This window comes from Pseudomonas sp. RU47, from assembly GCF_004011755.1.
Classification (GTDB): Bacteria; Pseudomonadota; Gammaproteobacteria; order Pseudomonadales; family Pseudomonadaceae; genus Aquipseudomonas.
On record NZ_CP022411.1, the window covers coordinates 4,133,976 to 4,149,932 of the forward strand.

16 protein-coding genes are annotated in these 15,957 nt (G+C 59.6%); 7 read left to right on the forward strand and 9 right to left on the reverse strand.

From position 1 onward, the window contains the following. Positions 1–26 precede the first annotated feature (26 nt). Positions 27–365, reverse strand: coding sequence for an FKBP-type peptidyl-prolyl cis-trans isomerase (locus tag CCX46_RS18705; RefSeq protein ID WP_127928801.1), 339 nt, complete (start codon positions 363–365; stop codon positions 27–29). 142 nt (positions 366–507) lie between these two features. Between CCX46_RS18705 and CCX46_RS18710 the strand changes: the two genes are divergently transcribed. Both CCX46_RS18710 and CCX46_RS18715 read left to right on the forward strand, forming a co-directional pair. Next, a complete protein-coding gene (locus CCX46_RS18710; RefSeq protein ID WP_127928803.1) occupies positions 508–1,551 on the forward strand; it encodes a M4 family metallopeptidase in 1,044 nt (347 codons plus the stop codon). A gap of 14 nt (positions 1,552–1,565) precedes the next feature. Further along, positions 1,566–1,877 carry a protealysin inhibitor emfourin gene (locus CCX46_RS18715; RefSeq protein ID WP_095118301.1) on the forward strand — a complete coding sequence of 104 codons (312 nt, stop codon included), beginning with the start codon at positions 1,566–1,568 and terminating at the stop codon, positions 1,875–1,877. Between the two features lies 1 nt (position 1,878). Here the strand turns inward: CCX46_RS18715 and CCX46_RS18720 are convergent, their stop codons facing one another. Both CCX46_RS18720 and CCX46_RS18725 read right to left on the reverse strand, forming a co-directional pair. Further along, positions 1,879–2,391 carry a hypothetical protein gene (locus CCX46_RS18720; RefSeq protein ID WP_127928805.1) on the reverse strand — a complete coding sequence of 171 codons (513 nt, stop codon included), beginning with the start codon at positions 2,389–2,391 and terminating at the stop codon, positions 1,879–1,881. Positions 2,392–2,477: 86 nt separating this feature from the next. Continuing rightward, entirely contained in the window at positions 2,478–2,786 is a 309-nt protein-coding gene (locus CCX46_RS18725; RefSeq protein ID WP_127928807.1) for an RcnB family protein, read from the reverse strand. Between the two features lie 125 nt (positions 2,787–2,911). Between CCX46_RS18725 and CCX46_RS18730 the strand changes: the two genes are divergently transcribed. From CCX46_RS18730 to CCX46_RS18750, 4 genes are all read left to right on the forward strand, one after another. Beyond that, complete coding sequence (locus tag CCX46_RS18730) at positions 2,912–3,508, forward strand: LemA family protein (protein ID WP_176470016.1); 597 nt, start codon at positions 2,912–2,914, stop codon at positions 3,506–3,508. Positions 3,509–3,530: 22 nt separating this feature from the next. Then, a complete protein-coding gene (locus CCX46_RS18735) occupies positions 3,531–5,486 on the forward strand; it encodes a M48 family metallopeptidase (RefSeq protein ID WP_127928809.1) in 1,956 nt (651 codons plus the stop codon). A 274-nt stretch (positions 5,487–5,760) separates the two neighbouring features. Next, positions 5,761–7,053 (forward strand): MFS transporter, encoded by a 1,293-nt coding sequence (gene tcuC, locus CCX46_RS18745; RefSeq protein ID WP_127928811.1) that lies wholly within the window; start codon positions 5,761–5,763, stop codon positions 7,051–7,053. A gap of 12 nt (positions 7,054–7,065) precedes the next feature. Beyond that, positions 7,066–7,836: a substrate-binding domain-containing protein gene (locus CCX46_RS18750; protein WP_127928813.1), complete on the forward strand. Its 771-nt coding sequence runs from the start codon at positions 7,066–7,068 to the stop codon at positions 7,834–7,836. On the opposite strand, the gene CCX46_RS18755 is transcribed toward CCX46_RS18750, so the two are convergent. After that, on the reverse strand, positions 7,826–8,740 hold the full coding sequence (locus tag CCX46_RS18755) for a LysR family transcriptional regulator (protein WP_127928815.1): 915 nt from the start codon (positions 8,738–8,740) through the stop codon (positions 7,826–7,828). The two genes, CCX46_RS18750 and CCX46_RS18755, sit on opposite strands and share 11 nt — an antisense overlap. Before the next feature lie 249 nt (positions 8,741–8,989). Between CCX46_RS18755 and CCX46_RS18760 the strand changes: the two genes are divergently transcribed. After that, positions 8,990–10,798, forward strand: coding sequence for a monovalent cation:proton antiporter-2 (CPA2) family protein (locus tag CCX46_RS18760; RefSeq protein WP_127928817.1), 1,809 nt, complete (start codon positions 8,990–8,992; stop codon positions 10,796–10,798). 118 nt (positions 10,799–10,916) lie between these two features. Here the strand turns inward: CCX46_RS18760 and hcnC are convergent, their stop codons facing one another. The 5 genes from hcnC to CCX46_RS18785 all read right to left on the reverse strand — a co-directional run bounded on the left by hcnC (position 10,917) and on the right by CCX46_RS18785 (position 15,828). Then, positions 10,917–12,176, reverse strand: a complete 1,260-nt coding sequence (hcnC, locus tag CCX46_RS18765; RefSeq protein WP_127928819.1) for a cyanide-forming glycine dehydrogenase subunit HcnC — start codon at positions 12,174–12,176, stop codon at positions 10,917–10,919. Further along, positions 12,169–13,578 (reverse strand): cyanide-forming glycine dehydrogenase subunit HcnB, encoded by a 1,410-nt coding sequence (gene hcnB / locus CCX46_RS18770; protein ID WP_127928821.1) that lies wholly within the window; start codon positions 13,576–13,578, stop codon positions 12,169–12,171. Before hcnB ends, hcnC begins: the two co-directional genes overlap by 8 nt. Then, positions 13,575–13,892, reverse strand: coding sequence for a cyanide-forming glycine dehydrogenase subunit HcnA (gene hcnA, locus CCX46_RS18775; RefSeq protein ID WP_127928823.1), 318 nt, complete (start codon positions 13,890–13,892; stop codon positions 13,575–13,577). The genes hcnB and hcnA overlap by 4 nt, the downstream gene beginning before the upstream one ends. A 240-nt stretch (positions 13,893–14,132) precedes the next feature. Then, a complete protein-coding gene (locus tag CCX46_RS18780; RefSeq protein ID WP_127928825.1) occupies positions 14,133–14,672 on the reverse strand; it encodes a hypothetical protein in 540 nt (179 codons plus the stop codon). 226 nt (positions 14,673–14,898) lie between these two features. Beyond that, the gene (locus tag CCX46_RS18785; RefSeq protein ID WP_127928827.1) at positions 14,899–15,828 is read right to left on the reverse strand and encodes a hypothetical protein; all 930 of its coding nucleotides are present in this window, start codon (positions 15,826–15,828) and stop codon (positions 14,899–14,901) included. Positions 15,829–15,957 lie beyond the last annotated feature (129 nt).

Genomic DNA, 15,957 nt, shown 5'->3' on the forward strand with positions numbered 1-15,957 from the left:
TTCCCAAGCGTAAAAAAGACCCGGTTTCAATCCTCCCGCGTCAGCACTTCCAACAACTCAATCTCAAACACCAGATTCGAATTCGGCGGAATCTTGCCCATCGTTCGCTCGCCGTACCCCAAATGCGCCGGCACCAGCAATTTACGTTTGCCCCCCACCTGCATCCCCATCAAGCCCTGATCCCAACCCTTGATCACCCGCCCCGTGCCAATCACGCACTGAAAAGGTTTGCCACGGCTGTAGGAAGAATCGAACTCGCTGCCGTCTTCCAGCCATCCGGTGTATTGGGTGGTGATCAGTGCGCCTTTGACGGCGGCTTTGCCTTCGCCGACCTGAAGATCGATTACCTGCAGTTCATCTGTCATGTTCGTGGACTCTTTGTGGTTGGCCCCGTCGGGCGCGGAGGGCGTTTTTCGCAGAATCCGTTGCCAATGGCAATCCATGGAACCGAAACACGCGCCATCGCTCACATGTTTATCGACATCGTATTAAGCCAGGGAAGCTCTGATGACCGACTCAATACTGCGCAGTTTCATTCCACCGTACATTCTCAACCGCATCATCGCTCACGGTTCAGCGCCGCAACGTTCGGCAGCGATGCTCACGCTCAACCATGTACGCAGCCTGTTGCCGAATCCAGGCGCACCCGCACAACCACCGGCACGGGCGATCCTGCCTGAGAAGAGCAAGCCCGGCCTGGCCGAACGCAGTGTGCATGATGCGCAGAACAAAATGCTCTTGCCGGGCAAGCTCGTGCGCCTCGAAGGCCAGCCGCCGAGTGGTGATGCGGCGGTCGACGAGGCTTACGATGCGCTGGGCGCCAGCTATGATTTCTTCTGGAAAGTGTTCGGTCGCGACTCGATCGACAATCAGGGCTTTGCCCTGATCGGCAGCGTGCATTACGGCCAGGGTTACGAAAACGCTTTCTGGAATGGCGCGCAAATGGTCTTCGGTGACGGCGATGGCGAAATCTTCCAGCGCTTCACCCGCTCGCTCGACGTCATCGGCCATGAACTGGCCCACGGCGTTACCGAAAGCGAGGCCGGGCTGATTTATGCCAACCAGTCCGGCGCGTTAAACGAGTCGCTCTCGGATGTGTTTGGCGTCTTGACCAAGCAATACGCGCTCGGCCAGACAGCCGAACAGGCCGACTGGTTGATCGGTGCCGACCTGCTGATGCCGAAGATCCAGGGCAAGGGCCTGCGTTCGATGTCGCACCCCGGAACGGCGTATGACGACCCGTTGCTGGGCAAGGATCCGCAACCGGATCATATGCGCAAATTCGTCATCACCAGCGAAGACAATGGCGGCGTGCACATCAATTCCGGCATTCCCAATCGCGCGTTTTATCTGGCAGCCCGAGCGTTTGGCGGCTTCGCCTGGGAAAAGGCCGGACGAATCTGGTACGACACACTTTGCGATAACCGCTTGAGCCAGGACGCAACGTTTGACGCGTTCGCAAAATTGACCATCGACCACGCGGGCAGGCGCTTTGGCGCTGAAGCAGCCGACGCAGTGCAGCAAGCCTGGGCGCAGGTCGGCATCGAATAATTCGAGGAGGCTGTATGAAAACGCTACCCGAGCTGGATGACGATTCCGTTTTGCGCGTATCTCGCCAGGGTGGCGTTGCAGCGATTCACAGCCTGAGCCGCCCACGTGAAATCGAATTTGCACAATGCGACATCAGTCAGCGTTCAAGGATCTGCTCGGTGCTGGAGGGCTGCCTGCCATTGGACAGCAGCGAATCCGGACGTGGGGATCAACGCTTCTATCAGATAGAAGTGCGCTATCAGTCCGGGGAAATGGTGTTGAAGGTGCCGGAGGATCGGGCGCCGGGGGATCTGGTGCATTTGTGGGACAAGGGGGAGTTGCTGTGATTCATGCAGGCGAGTCTTCTGCACCGACACCTGGCAATTTGCGTGGGCCAAAGCTTTCCGTTTGGCCGAAAACAACACCGTTGAATGTATGCGTACAGCACTCGCAACGCGGCGTCATGTCCTGCGCCTTCAGATTCGGATTGACCATTTGCAGGCGATTCTGCTCGTCGACATACAGCCCACTGAAATAACTGGATTCACCCAATCGCACGATTTCCTGACGATCTTCTTCATCGATGGCAACCATCCAGAACACTGGGGCCGATTGATCAAGTCGCGCGACAGCCTCGCTGAAAATGGAATCCCATTGACCGCCAACGCGAGACAACAAGAAGCGAAAAAGCGGGGTGTAGTCTCTTCCGTATTGCTTGCCTGGATGCATCGAACTTCGCATGGCTTCGCTGCGGCTTGCGGTTTTGGTATTGCGTTGATCGCGGTAACGGGCGACCAAATCATTGCGGCGAACACCCCAGGTGCGAGTGTTGATTTTGCGGTAAAGCGGTTTCTTGTCCAATCCCTTGCCCCTTATCCAGAGGTCCGCTGTTTTACAGGAACGGCGTTCGAATGCAATCGGCCATCCGTGGCCAATTATGACCGGGGTTAACGCTCGACCGGTTGCATCTCGACAATTGTCCCGTTGGTAATCATCACCATCACGTACTTGTCGTTGATCTGCACCCATTGGGCCTGATCGATGGGTGCTTTCAGACCTTTGGCTTTCCAGTTTTGCAGGGCCTTGTCCTTGCGCTGATACATTTCAGGCGCACGGTCGTTGACCTTCAACTCTCGATCGCTGGTGGGCGATTGCACGGCCTGTTCATTTGAGGTTTGCGCCGCTTGAACAAGTGGGCTGATCCCGGCAATGCCGGCGACGAGGGCCAGGCTGGCGATTAGGGTTTTGCTGTTCATCGGTGAACCTCCTGAGATGTGTGCTACCTGAACTCGGACTGCCGGGTTCGGGAATCATTCCTTGTTTTTTTGCATTTGCGCTAACATGCCGCGCCCCATTCCACCGTGTGAACAAGGACATCACCGTGAACAGCACCCTCGTCATCCTTTTGGTCGTTGGCGGCCTCCTCGCCCTCTATGCCATCTTCCTTTTCAACAGCCTCGTCGCTCGACGCAATCAAATCAAAAACGCCTTCGCGCAACTCGAAGTACAACTCAAGCGCCGTTATGACCTGATACCCAATCTGGTGGCCACCGCCAAGGGTTATATGGCCCACGAGCGCGAAACCCTGGAAGCGGTGATTGCCGCGCGCAACAACGCCGTCGCCGGTCTTCAGGCCGCTCAGGCGCAGCCGGGCAATGCCCAGAACATCGCGCAACTGGGCCAGGCCGACAGCGCGCTGAGCAATGCCATGGGCCGGCTGAATGTAACGGTTGAAGCGTACCCGGAACTCAAAGCGTCGCAAAACATGCAGCAGCTGAGTGAAGAGCTGAGCAGCACCGAAAACAAAGTCAGTTTTGCCCGCCAGGCCTACAACGATGCAGTGATGACCTACAACACGCTCAAGCAAAGTTTCCCGGCAGCCTTGCTCGCCCCGATGTTCGGCCATGGTGCCGATGCCTCGGCGTTGACGTTCGCTGACAGCGCGGCCATTCAGGAAGCGCCAAAGGTTTCGTTCTGACCCCCAGCCAACGGATGGCAACATGAATTTCTTTGAACAACAGCGCCGGGCCAAGCGCCGCACCGTGTACCTCATTTTCTTGATGTTCATGGCGGTGCTCAGCCTGATCGCAGTGTCATGCGTGCTGATGACCATTCCGGTCGAGGATGGCAGCGGTAAAGTCCTGATGGATCTGGAGCTCGACCGGCAACTGGTCATGACCGTGTCAGCCGTGGTCGTCGGCATCGTGCTGCTGGGCAGTCTGTCCAAACTCATGGAGTTGTCAGAAGGCGGCAAAGTGGTTGCGCGGCGCCTCGACGGGCGCTTGATCAACCACAGCGCGCAGACGCTGGAAGAGCAGCGATTGATGAACGTGGTGGAAGAAATGGCCATCGCCTCCGGCACCGCCGTGCCCTCGGTGTACTTGCTGCCCGATCTGGGCATCAACGCCTTCGCGGCGGGACTCACACCACAGGACGCCGTCATCGGCGTCACTCAGGGCGCGATCAATGTATTGACCCGCGAAGAGCTGCAAGGAGTGATCGCCCACGAGTTCAGTCATATCTATAACGGTGACATGCGCCTCAACACCCGACTGATTGCCATCGTCCACGGGATCATGGTTCTCGGGTTGACCGGCAGCTATATCCTGGAAGGCACCGAGCAGGTCGGCAAAACCCCGCTGCAGCGCAGCAAGTTCGTCGCGATACCGATGTTGATTGGTTTTGTACTGTTGTTTGTGGGTATCGCGGGGACGATTTTTGGCAATATGATCAAATCTGCAATCAGTCGACAGCGTGAATTTCTCGCCGATGCTACGGCGGTGCAATACACCCGCAACCCGCAAAGCATCGCCGGTGCGTTGAAGAAAATTAGTGGTTATGAACTGGGTGCACGCATCAATTCCGCGCGCGCGGAGGAATACAGCCATTTGTATTTCGGACCGGGGTACTCGAGCACCGACTCGACGGCTTCCCATCCGGATTTGAATGAGCGGATCCGTCGGGTCGATGCGCAATGGGATGGCAGCTTCATCAAAGTGGCGGCGCCGCCCGCAGATGCACAACCTTCGGTCGCTCTGCCTGTGCCCGATGCATTCGGCGGCATCCCCGCTGCGGCCAAGTCGGTGCTCTACGACATGAACGCGGTTCAGACCTCCGTGGCGGCCATTGGCGCCCCGCAGCCAGAACACCTGCTGGAAGCTCGCCGCGTGCTGGAAGACATTCCGCACGCACTCAAAATGGCAGCACGCAATACTGAAGGCGCCCAGGCCGTTGTGTATGGCCTGCTGCTGTCGCGTTCAACCTCCCTGCTGGGCATGCAAGTCGAGCTACTGAAGTCGGAAATCGACGCAACGGTGTTCGACTATTTGAATCAGCTGCGTGAACCGCTGTTGTCGCTGAGTCCCGGCCTGCGCCTGCCATTGCTGGATCTGACCATCCCGAGTCTGCGAGAGCTTGGCAAAAAATCCTTTGCAAAGGTCAAGCACAACCTGAATTTGCTGATCGAAGCGGATAACGAAACAGAGTTGCTGGAGTGGACGCTGTTGCGCATCGTCGAGCGCAATGTTGAAGGCGCGACACCGGTGCAATTCAAATTCGGACTGTTCCAGTGCGCCGAAGAACTCATGGCACTGTTAACCGCAATGGCCCGAGCCGGACAGGACAATCTATCGGCAGCGTCGCAGGCCATTCAGTTTGCCTGGCAAGGTCTTGCGTTCGAACAGCCCGAGGAAATGCGCGCCGAACTTGAAGATCTGGTGGGGCTGGAAGCGGCGATCAAGCGTCTTCGTCATCTGATGCCAGAGGAACGTCCCGCACTGCTCGATGCCATGACCCGCTGCGTGATGCACGATGGCGTGATCACCGTGGCTGAAGCAGAACTGTTTCGCGCCGTCGCGGACTTGCTCGACTGCCCGCTGCCACCATTGCTTGCCGCACACGCCGAAATGGCTAACAGCACCCGTGACACTGCTCACCATGAAGTTGCAATGTCCTGAGTTTGCAGGTGCGACAAAACCTGTGGGAGCGAGCCTGCTCGCGAAGGGGCCGGCACATTCAACATCTTCATTGTTTGGGCCACCGCTTTCGCGAGCAGGCTCGCTCCCACAATGGTCCGCGGTATCGACATAGACGAATTGATCCACTTTGCACATCAATCCATGCCAACAATGCAATTAACATCCTGTTACACCTGAGCCACCATCCGCCTCAATAAAAACCGTGCGCCGCCCTCCCGTCGCGCACGTCATAAAAGCGGTGGAGTACTTTTCTATGACAGCCTCAATCCCACACAACGGCTCGCGGGCCGGCGCCATTTTCCGGGTGACCTCGGGCAACTTCCTCGAACAGTTCGACTTCTTTCTGTTCGGCTTCTACGCCACGCAGATCGCGGCGGTGTTCTTTCCGGCGAGCAGTGAGTTCGCTTCCCTGATGATGACCTTTGCGGTGTTCGGCGCAGGCTTTTTGATGCGTCCGCTGGGCGCCATCGTGCTCGGTGCGTACATCGATGATGTCGGTCGACGCAAAGGTTTGATCGTTACCCTGTCGATCATGGCCAGTGGCACGATCTTGATTGTGCTGGTGCCCGGTTACGAAAGCATCGGCCTGTTTGCGCCAGCGCTGGTGTTGATCGGGCGCTTGCTGCAAGGCTTCTCGGCCGGGGCGGAATTGGGCGGTGTGTCGGTGTACCTCGCCGAGATCGCCACGCCGGGTCGCAAAGGTTTCTTCACCGCTTGGCAGTCGGCCAGTCAGCAAGTGGCGATCATTGTCGCCGCCGCGTTGGGCTATGCGTTGAACGCGTGGATGGCGCCGGAGGTGGTGGCCGATTGGGGCTGGCGGATTCCGTTTTTCGTTGGCTGCATGATCGTGCCGTTCATCTTTTTCCTGCGCCGTAACCTGGCGGAAACCGAAGAATTCGCTGCACGCAAACACCGCCCGAGCATGGGCGAAGTGTTCCGCACCCTCGGCCAGAACTGGGGCGTGGTACTTGGCGGCATGCTGATGGTTGCGCTGACCACCACCGCGTTTTACCTGATCACCGTGTACGCGCCGACCTTCGGCAAAACCGTGCTGCATCTGAGTACTTCGGACGCGCTGTTGGTGACCTTGCTGGTCGGTGTGTCGAACTTCTTCTGGTTGCCGATTGGCGGCCTGTTGTCCGACCGTGTTGGCCGTCGCCCAGTGCTGATCGCCATGTCGCTGCTGGCCCTGGCCACCACCTATCCGGCGCTGTCGTATCTGGTGCAGGCGCCGAGCTTCAGCCACATGCTGCTGTCGCTGTTGTGGTTGTCGTTTATCTACGGTTTGTACAACGGCGCAATGATTCCGGCGCTCACCGAGATCATGCCGGTCGAGGTTCGCGTTGCCGGTTTCTCCCTCGCCTACAGCCTGGCAACCGCCATTTTCGGTGGCTTCACCCCGGCGATGTCGACCTTCCTGATTCAGTACACCGGCGACAAAGCCGCGCCGGGTTACTGGATGAGCATCGGTGCGCTGTGTGCCTTGTGCGCCACTCTTTATCTGTACCGCCGTGCCGGTGGTCGTCTGCAACCTGTCGCGGCCTGAGGAAAACTCGCCATGAAAAAACTGTTTACTGTCACCGCCCTGCTCGCCGGTCTCGCGTTCAACCTCGCGGCCCAGGCCGAAGAATTGAGCGTGATGACCTCCGGGGGCTTCACTGCCGCCTACAAGATTCTCGGGCCGAAATTCGCTGCCAGCAGCGGCAACACCCTGACCACCAGCCTCGGCCCGTCGATGGGCAAAGCACCCGAGGCGATCCCCAATCGTCTCGCCCGCGGTGAGCACGCCGACGTGGTGATCATGGTCGGCTACGCCCTCGACGACTTGATCAAACAAGGCAAGGTCGACCCGGCCTCGCGCGTTGAGCTGGCGGATTCGCGGATCGGCCTGGTGGTGCGCGAAGGCGCGCCGAAACCGGACATCAGCAGCGTCGCCGCCTTGAAGAAAACCTTGCTCGACGCACAGTCGGTGGCCTACTCCGACAGCGCCAGCGGCGTGTACATCGAGCAGCAGTTGTTCAAGAAACTGGGCATCGAAGATCAGCTGAAACCGAAGGCAAAAATGATCCCGAAAGTACCGGTCGGCTCGGTGGTTGCCACTGGCGACTATCAACTGGGCTTCCAGCAGGTCAGCGAATTGCTGCCGGTGCCGGGCGTGAGTTTCGTCGCGAAGATTCCGGAATCGGTGCAGTCGGTGACGCGTTTTGCCGCCGGGATTCCAGTCGGCGCGCAGCATCCAGAAAAGGCCAAAGCCCTGCTCGCCTACCTCGCCGCGCCGGCCGCACAAGCTGACGTGCAAGCCACCGGACTGGATTCGGTCAAGCGCTGATTGTTGGCGGCTGGACTTTCATTTCTATCACCAGCCGCTCCAGTTCCAGTGCCGCCGGGGTCAGCGTACGACCCCGGCGCTTGATGATGCCGACACTGCGCATCACTTGCGGATCGGTCAATGGCACCCGTGTCAGGATCGGATGATCCGGCCCGGGCATCGCCATCAGCGGCACCGCCGCCACGCCCAACCCCGCCTCCACCAGACCGATCATCGTCGTCACATGCCGGGTTTCGCAGATGCTCGAACGCTGCGGCACCACCGTGCTCAACGCCTGATCGAGCAGAAAACGGTTGCCGGAGGTCTTGTCGAGCGAGATGTAATCCTGCTGATAGAACTCGTCCCAGCTCACACTGCTGCGTTCGGCCAACGGATGATCGCGGCGACAGGCGACGACGTAGCACTCCTGCACAAGCGGTTCGAACTCGACTTTGGCATCCTGCGTGCCGAGAAAACTCAAACCGAAATCCGCCTCGCCATTGACCACCGCACTCAACACATCGTGCGCGCTGGAGTCGAGCACTTTGACTTTGATGCGCGGGAATTGCTGGTGATAGCGCGCGATCACACGGGGCATGAAGTAGTACGCCGCCGAAGGCACGCAAGCGACGGTGACATGGCCCAAACGGGTCGAAGCGACTTCGCTGATGCCCAGCAACGCGACATCCAGATCATCGAGCAAACGCTCAACGCTGGGCATGAAACCGCGCCCGGCCTGGGTCAGGCTGACCTTGCGCGTGGTGCGTTCGAAGAGTTTGACACCGAGGGCGTCTTCGAGCTTTTCGATGCGCCGGCTCAAGGCCGGTTGCGACAGGCGCACGGTGTCGGCGGCCTTGCGGAAACTGCCCTGCTCGACCACGGCACGGAAGGCTTGCAGGTCGTTGAGGTCGAAGTTGATGGCCATGGCGGGACTCGGGGATTGATACGCAGAGGTTATAAATGTAACTAATTGATGCAAATTATTACAGGTTAAAACCAAGATCCCTGTGGGAGCGAGCCTGCTCGCGAATGCGTTCTGTCAGTGACAACTATGCTGGCTGACACTCCGCATTCGCGAGCAGGCTCGCTCCCACAGGGGATCTTCGGTGGATGAAAAGTCGCTGTAGCCCTTATCCTTGTCACCCCCCGCCGTACCGTTGTCAGGAGTAACCCCATGCCCCATGAAGGCAATCTGTTGCAAGCCGCCGTCGTGTTTCTGTTCGCGGCCGTGCTCACCGTGCCTTTGGCCAAACGTCTGCAATTGGGCGCCGTGCTCGGTTATCTGTTTGCCGGCGTGATTATCGGCCCGTCGGTGTTGGGCCTGATCGGCAATCCGCAAAGCGTCGCGCATATTTCCGAACTGGGCGTGGTGTTGCTGCTGTTCATCATTGGTCTTGAGCTGTCGCCGCGACGCTTGTGGGTGATGCGCAAATCGGTGTTCGGCGTCGGTCTGGCGCAGGTGCTGCTGACGGCTTCGGTGATTGGCGTGCTGGCGTTGTCGGTATTTGGCCAACCGTTGAACAGTGCGATTGTGCTTGGCCTTGGTCTGGCGCTGTCCTCGACGGCATTCGGTCTGCAAAGTCTGGCCGAGCGCAAAGAATTGACCAGCCCACACGGGCGGCTGGCGTTTGCGATTTTGCTGTTTCAGGACATCGCCGCGATCCCGCTGATTGCGCTGGTGCCGATGCTTGCCGGTGGTGCTCAGGACACCAGCAATGCCGAAAGTCTGAATCACGCGCTGCAAGTGCTCGGCGGTATCGCCGTGGTCGTGGTCGGTGGGCGTTATCTGTTGCGGCCAGTGTTCCGCGTGGTGGCGAAAACCGGTTTGCCGGAAGTGTCGACGGCCACGGCGTTGCTGGTGGTGATCGGCACGGCGTGGTTGATGGATCTGGTCGGTGTGTCGATGGCGCTGGGGGCGTTTCTTGCCGGTTTGCTGTTGGCGGATTCGGAGTATCGCCATGAGCTGGAAGCGCAGATCGAGCCGTTCAAAGGTTTGCTGCTCGGGCTGTTTTTCATCAGCGTCGGCATGGGCGCCAACCTTAGTTTGCTGCTCAGCGCGCCGATCACCGTGTTGGGGCTGACGCTGCTGTTGATCGGTCTGAAATTGCCGCTGCTGTTTGTCGTCGGGCGTCTGGCCGGTGGCTTGAACAAGGTCAGTGCAATACGCCTCGGTATCGTCTTGGCGGCGGGTGGTGAATTTGCCTTTGTGGTGTTCAAGATCGGTCGTGATCAGGGTCTGTTCGAACCGCGCCTGTATGACTTGCTGGTGCTGACCATCACCCTGTCGATGGCGGTGACGCCGTTGTTGCTGCTGATCTGCGCGCGGCTGGTCAGCCCGAAAGTGCAGCCGGTGGAAGTGCCGGAAAAATACCGTGAGATCGACACTGACACCCCGCGTGTGGTGATCGCCGGCATGGGCCGGATGGGCCAGATCGTCGCGCGGATTCTGCGGGCGCAGAACATCAAATTCGTCGCACTGGACACTTCGGTGGAAACCATCGAACTGTCGCGCAGTTTCGGCGGTGTGCCGGTGTTCTACGGCGACCCGATGCGCCCGGAAATTCTCAATGCGGCCAAGGTTGGCGAGGCGGAATATTTCGTGATTGCCACGGACGATCCAGACACCAACATCAAGACCGCCGAGGTGGTGCGCAAGCTGTATCCGCACATGAAGATCATCGCCCGGGCACGTAACCGTCAGCATGTGCACCGCTTGGTGGATGTTGGCGCGGAAGCGATTCGTGAAACCTATTACTCGAGTCTGGAAATGAGTCGACGCACCTTGGTCGGCCTCGGTTTGACCCAGGCCCAGGCCGATGCGCGGATCAAGCGCTTCAAGCACCACGACGAACAGGTGCTGGAGGCACAGCACGCGATCTACGACGACGCGGCCAAAGTCCTGCAAACCGCCCAGGAAGCCCGGGCGGAACTGGCGCGGTTGTTCGAATCCGACCAACTGGAAGAAGAATCCCGCAAATCCTGAGCCACACCCAGAACCCCATGTGGGAGCGAGCCTGCTCGCGAAAGCGGTGTGTCAGTCAACTTATTCGTTACTGACAGATTGCCTTCGCGAGCAGGCTCGCTCCCACAGGGGATTTGAGTCAAGCAGGCTCTAGCGTGCGCTCCTGCTTGACCGGGGCTGCTGCAAAGCGATCCGCCAGAAACGGCGTGATGTCCAGCGGCAGCGGTTCATCGTTGACCAGCTTATCCAGCAACACGCCAGTAATCGCCGAGGTCAGAATCCCGGTGCGGAAATGCCCGCAGGCATTCAAATACCCTTCCACCCCACGCATCGGCCCGAGAATCGGTAACTCATCCGGCGAGCCCGGACGCAAGCCCGCCCACGTGCGTTTCAGATTGACATCCTTGAGCTCCGGCAGACACCGCACCGCGCCCTGCACCAGCCCGGCGATTTCCGGGTAGGTGGTGGTGACGTCGAAGCCTTTGTCTTCGGTGGTGCTGCCGATCAGGATCTCGCCGTTGTCCTTCTGCGCCACGTAGCAGTCGCTGGTGGTCAGGCAGCCGTTGAGGATCTTCGGCATGCGCTCGGTCAGCAGGATCTGGCCTTTCACCGGCTTCACCGGGATGCGAATACCCGTGGCCCATTCACTCAAGTCCGCCGCCCAGGCACCGCCGGCGTTGATCAGCGTCTTGCAGTGGAACACGCCCTCTTCGGCCGTTTGCACACCGGTGACGCGGCTGCCGTGGTGCAACACGCCGGTGACGTTGGTGTTGACGAAAATGTCGACGCCGTTCTGCCGTGCGCCTTCCATGTAGGCGTCGGCGAGGCGGAACGGGCTGACCTGATGGTCGCAGAGAAACTCCAGCGCCCCGCGTGCTTCATGGCTGACGCTCGGCTCGGACTCGCGCAGCGCCGCCTGATCGAGCCAGCGCACCTGATCGGCCAGATGCGGAATGCAACCGACGATGTGCTCGGCGTAGAGCCGGTCTTCATCGTCATAGATGACGAACTTCAGCCCGGTCTTTTCGAACTTGAAATCCATGCCGTGATTGTCTTTCAGCTCTCGGTGCAACGCCGGGTACAACGCGTTGGACTGCAAAGCAAAATCGAAAAACGACTCCGGCAGAATGTGCGGCGTGCTCGCATCCACGGCCACCGCCGCGCCCTGGGTTTCGCGCTTGCGGTTGGCCGACATCATGCGGAAGAAAATCACCCCGCAGCCGAGGCCGACCGACTCACCGATCGCCCACAAACCACCGGCCGAAGCACGCGTCGCGTTGCCCGGTCGCTTGGCATCGATCAGCGCGACCTTGAGGTTTTTGCGCTTGGACAATTGATAGGCGCAGGACGCCCCGATCACGCCGCCACCGGCAATGACCACGTCATAGAACTTACTCATGGGCAGCGGCCTCCGTGCCGACAGACTGGAACGCGGAAAAAGGAATCGGATCAATCGGGAAACGCGGGCGCAGCCAACCGACGTCCTTGCGGCCGGTGGCCTGGCGCAAGCGGTCGCTGCAGTAGCCGACACACATGCGCCCCTGGCAATCGCCCATGCTCACGCGGGTGCGCATTTTCAGGCTGGCGATGTCTTGCACGCCCTGCTCCAGCGCCAGGTCGATGTCGGCGCGGGTCGCGTGTTCACAGCGACAGATCACCGTGTCGGCGGCGGGCAATGCGGTCTGGCCGACGCCGCGTTCGGTGTAGCGATCCACGGCGGCGCGGAAACGCACGATGGCTTTGAGTTTGCTCAAGTAGCGGTCGCGGCGCACGCGAGCCAGTTCCTCCTCGAGGACACCGCGTTGCAGGAGAATCGAGGTCGCCGCGATCTTGCCGGCGAGCATCGCAGCTTCACCGCCGCGAATCCCGCCCATGTCGCCGGCCAGATGCACGTGGGGTTCATTGCTCTGCTGCCAGACGTTCGCGTTGGCGCGCAGATAACCGTCGTCGCTGAAGCCATGATCCAGACCCATCTGCTGGCTCAGTTGGGTGCGCGGAATAAAGCCGTAACCGACCGCGAGGGTCTTGGCTTCGAAGCGCTCGACGCGGCTCATGTCCGGTTCCCAAGTGGCCGAATATGGCGCGACGCTGACGCTTTTCAGCTCGCCCTCGCCGTGGGCCTCGACCACGCCCCAGCCGTAGTTCATCGAGATACCGTGCAGTTTCAGGTAGGCGAGCATGCTCAAACCGTCGAGAAACAGCTGCGGTTTATTCAGCAGCGCCAGACTTTCACGGGCGATCTTGCCGAACGCACAGGCCTCATACACGCCCGCAACGCTGACGCCCGCGGCATGCAGTTGTGTCGCCACCAGCGGCAGCAGCGGCCCGGTGCCGGCGATGATCACCGGCCCTTGCGGCTTGACCACACCGCTTTTGATTTGCAGTTGCAGGCCGCCGAGCATGATCACCCCCGGCAAGGTCCAGCCGGGGAACGGCACGCTGCGTTCGTGGCAACCGGCGGCCAAGAGCAATTGCGGATACTCGATCTCGTGCAGTTGCTCGTCGCCATCCAGCACCACCAGGGCGCGGGTGCCTTCGGCGCCGACCACGCGATGGTTGAGGCGCACGTCGATCAGCCCGGCCTGCTCCTGAAAATCACCGTGCAGTTTGCCCAGCGCTTCGGAGTAACGCGGGCCGAGATAATCCAGTTGCACGCCGTCACGCAACGGCCCGCGATAGACCACGCCGCCAAGGCGCGAAGCTTCTTCGAGCAAGGTGCAGCGCACACCGTGGCGCGCCAGTTCGATGGCCGCCGCCATCCCCGCCGGGCCGCCGCCGACAATCACCGGTTGCAGGCTCATACGACCACCTCCTGCGCGGTGATGCGGTTGACTTGGGTTTCGATCTGCATGCCGTCACGCACCACGGTCTGGCAGGCACGACGTTTGTGCCGGCCATTGATTTTCACCAGACAGCACTGGCACACGCCCATGCCGCAATAGGCGCCGGTGATCTGGTTGTGGTCGTTACGTGCGATCTGGCGTACGCCGAGAGACTGGATAACGCTGAGGACGGTTTCGCCGATGGCGGCGGTGACCGCTTGGCCGTTGATGTGAACGGTCATATCCGCCTGCGCCAAAGGCTGGATATCAAAAGATCTTGGTTGGCAGTGCATTGCAATATTCATCCGTGAAGGTTCGGTTGAGGTGGTGTCAGCTCCTTGCTGCACTACAGCGTGTCGACGCGTTTATTGTTGCTGTGATTGGGGCGTCGACGCGTACTCCGTCAGCGCAACAAGGTGCGCGTGAAGCACTGTAGTTCATACCTCAGCAAAGGCCGGGATCATTTACGTTAGGCGATCTCGCCGCTCGAAATATTGATCCAGGCCAGTGAAAGCAGTTGGATTGTCCAACGATCAATTGGAGAAGACGAACTGCCCTTTGATCTTCTTCGCGCCGATGAAGCCCAGGTCCGGGAACAGCAGGGATTTGATCCAGGCGGCGTAGAACACCATGGCCAGAGTGATGCCGACGGCAATCACGGTCGACAGCGGATCTTCCTCATAGCCCTTGAACATGCGTGACACCTGACTGATGGTGAGGAGCACGTAAACGGTGTAAGCCGCCGCCACGTTCTTGTAGAAGCCCCATGCAAACAACAACGGAATGCCACCAGCGATCAGCAACATGGTCAGTGCCAGACCGGCGCTTGCGTCGTAGAACAGGAAGAAACCGACGACTGAGCCGATCAATGCCTGAATGCAGGTCAACACGATCAGCAGGGTGACTTTGAGTGAATGCTTTGCTCTGAGGGCCGGATCCGAACGCCCCCCGATCCAGGCCGCCAACACGCGATCTTTGACCGCACCGCCCGACAACGCTTTGAACGTTTCGGTTTTCGAGCGCCCGGCTTCGAGCATCTCAACCAACTGGCGTTTGATTTCCTTCTTGTCCAACGTGTTCATCCTTAAAGAGAGGTAAAAGCGGCCAATCCACTTCCGGCGGCGATTCTCGCTTTTGCCCCCGAAGAAAGCAAAAAGCCGCTTCCACCCGAAGGTGGAAGCGGCCGAGGCATGGGCCTCAATGGAGCAATCAGTGCACGAACAGGGCGATCAGGATGATGATCGGGATCGGTACGCCAAGGAAGAACAGCAGTAGTGAGCGCATGGTGATGCTCCTTGTTTAACGGACTGGAGTGGTCGTGGTGTAAGTGTCGACTTCAACGTACTCGACCGCATCGCGGCGGCGACCGCCGAAGGTGGCTGCGAGGCTGGCGAAGAACGCACCGGCCAACAGCGAGACGAACATCCACAGCGAGGTCCAGGCAGCGACTTTCGCGGCGGTGTCGGCGGCTTGTTGAGCTTTCAGCTTGGCGTCGGCCAGGGCTTTCTGAGTGCGGGCGTAGATCTCATCGACGCGGCGCTCGGCATCGGCTTGAGTCAGGTTGGTCCGTTGGGCGACCAGTTGCGCAAGGTAGGTACGGTCTTCGGCACTCATCTGACCGTTGGCCAGGCTTTGCGCAAAGATCCGGGCCACGGCACCATGGGCCGCGTCATCGCTGACGGACGCCGGACGGTCATCGCGGAACAGGCTGTCGATGTAGTAACCGTACTGGTTACTATCGGTGTTCGCCGCAGCGGTACCGGCCGCTTGGGTCATCGCGCTGGCAGCACCGCCAGCAACACTGGCACCGGCCTGGACACCACCACTGATGACGCTGCTGACCGAACCGACCACCAGCACTGCGGTAACCAATGTAGCCACACACCAGGCAAGGAAGCCGTGCGCGGTGTCGCGGAAATACACTTCATCGCCGTGCATGTTCGCCCACTTCACCCGCAGGCGACCGGCGATGTAGCCGCCCATGCCGGAAGCGATGATTTGCGTCGCCGCCAGCCAGACGATCGTGGAAATGCCCAAGCCCTTGGCGCTGACGCCCTCTCCGGCCCACGGTGAAACAGCAGAGAAACCCAAACCGAATCCGAGCAAGACCAAAATCATCGACAGTGCAGCGGCAGCCGCCGCACCGGCGAAGATCGCGCCCCAGGACACGCCTGAAACGCTGCTCGACTCTTCAACGGCGGGATAAAACCCATCAGGGGATCTATTCATTGTTGTTCTGCTCCAGGCATGAAAAATGGTGTTACAACTCGTCATCAGAGGAATTGCAGTGACCGTGCCAGTCGAGAGAATTAAATAAATCCTTTAATTTCAGCCAGTTATAAAGAATGAACTTCCGAA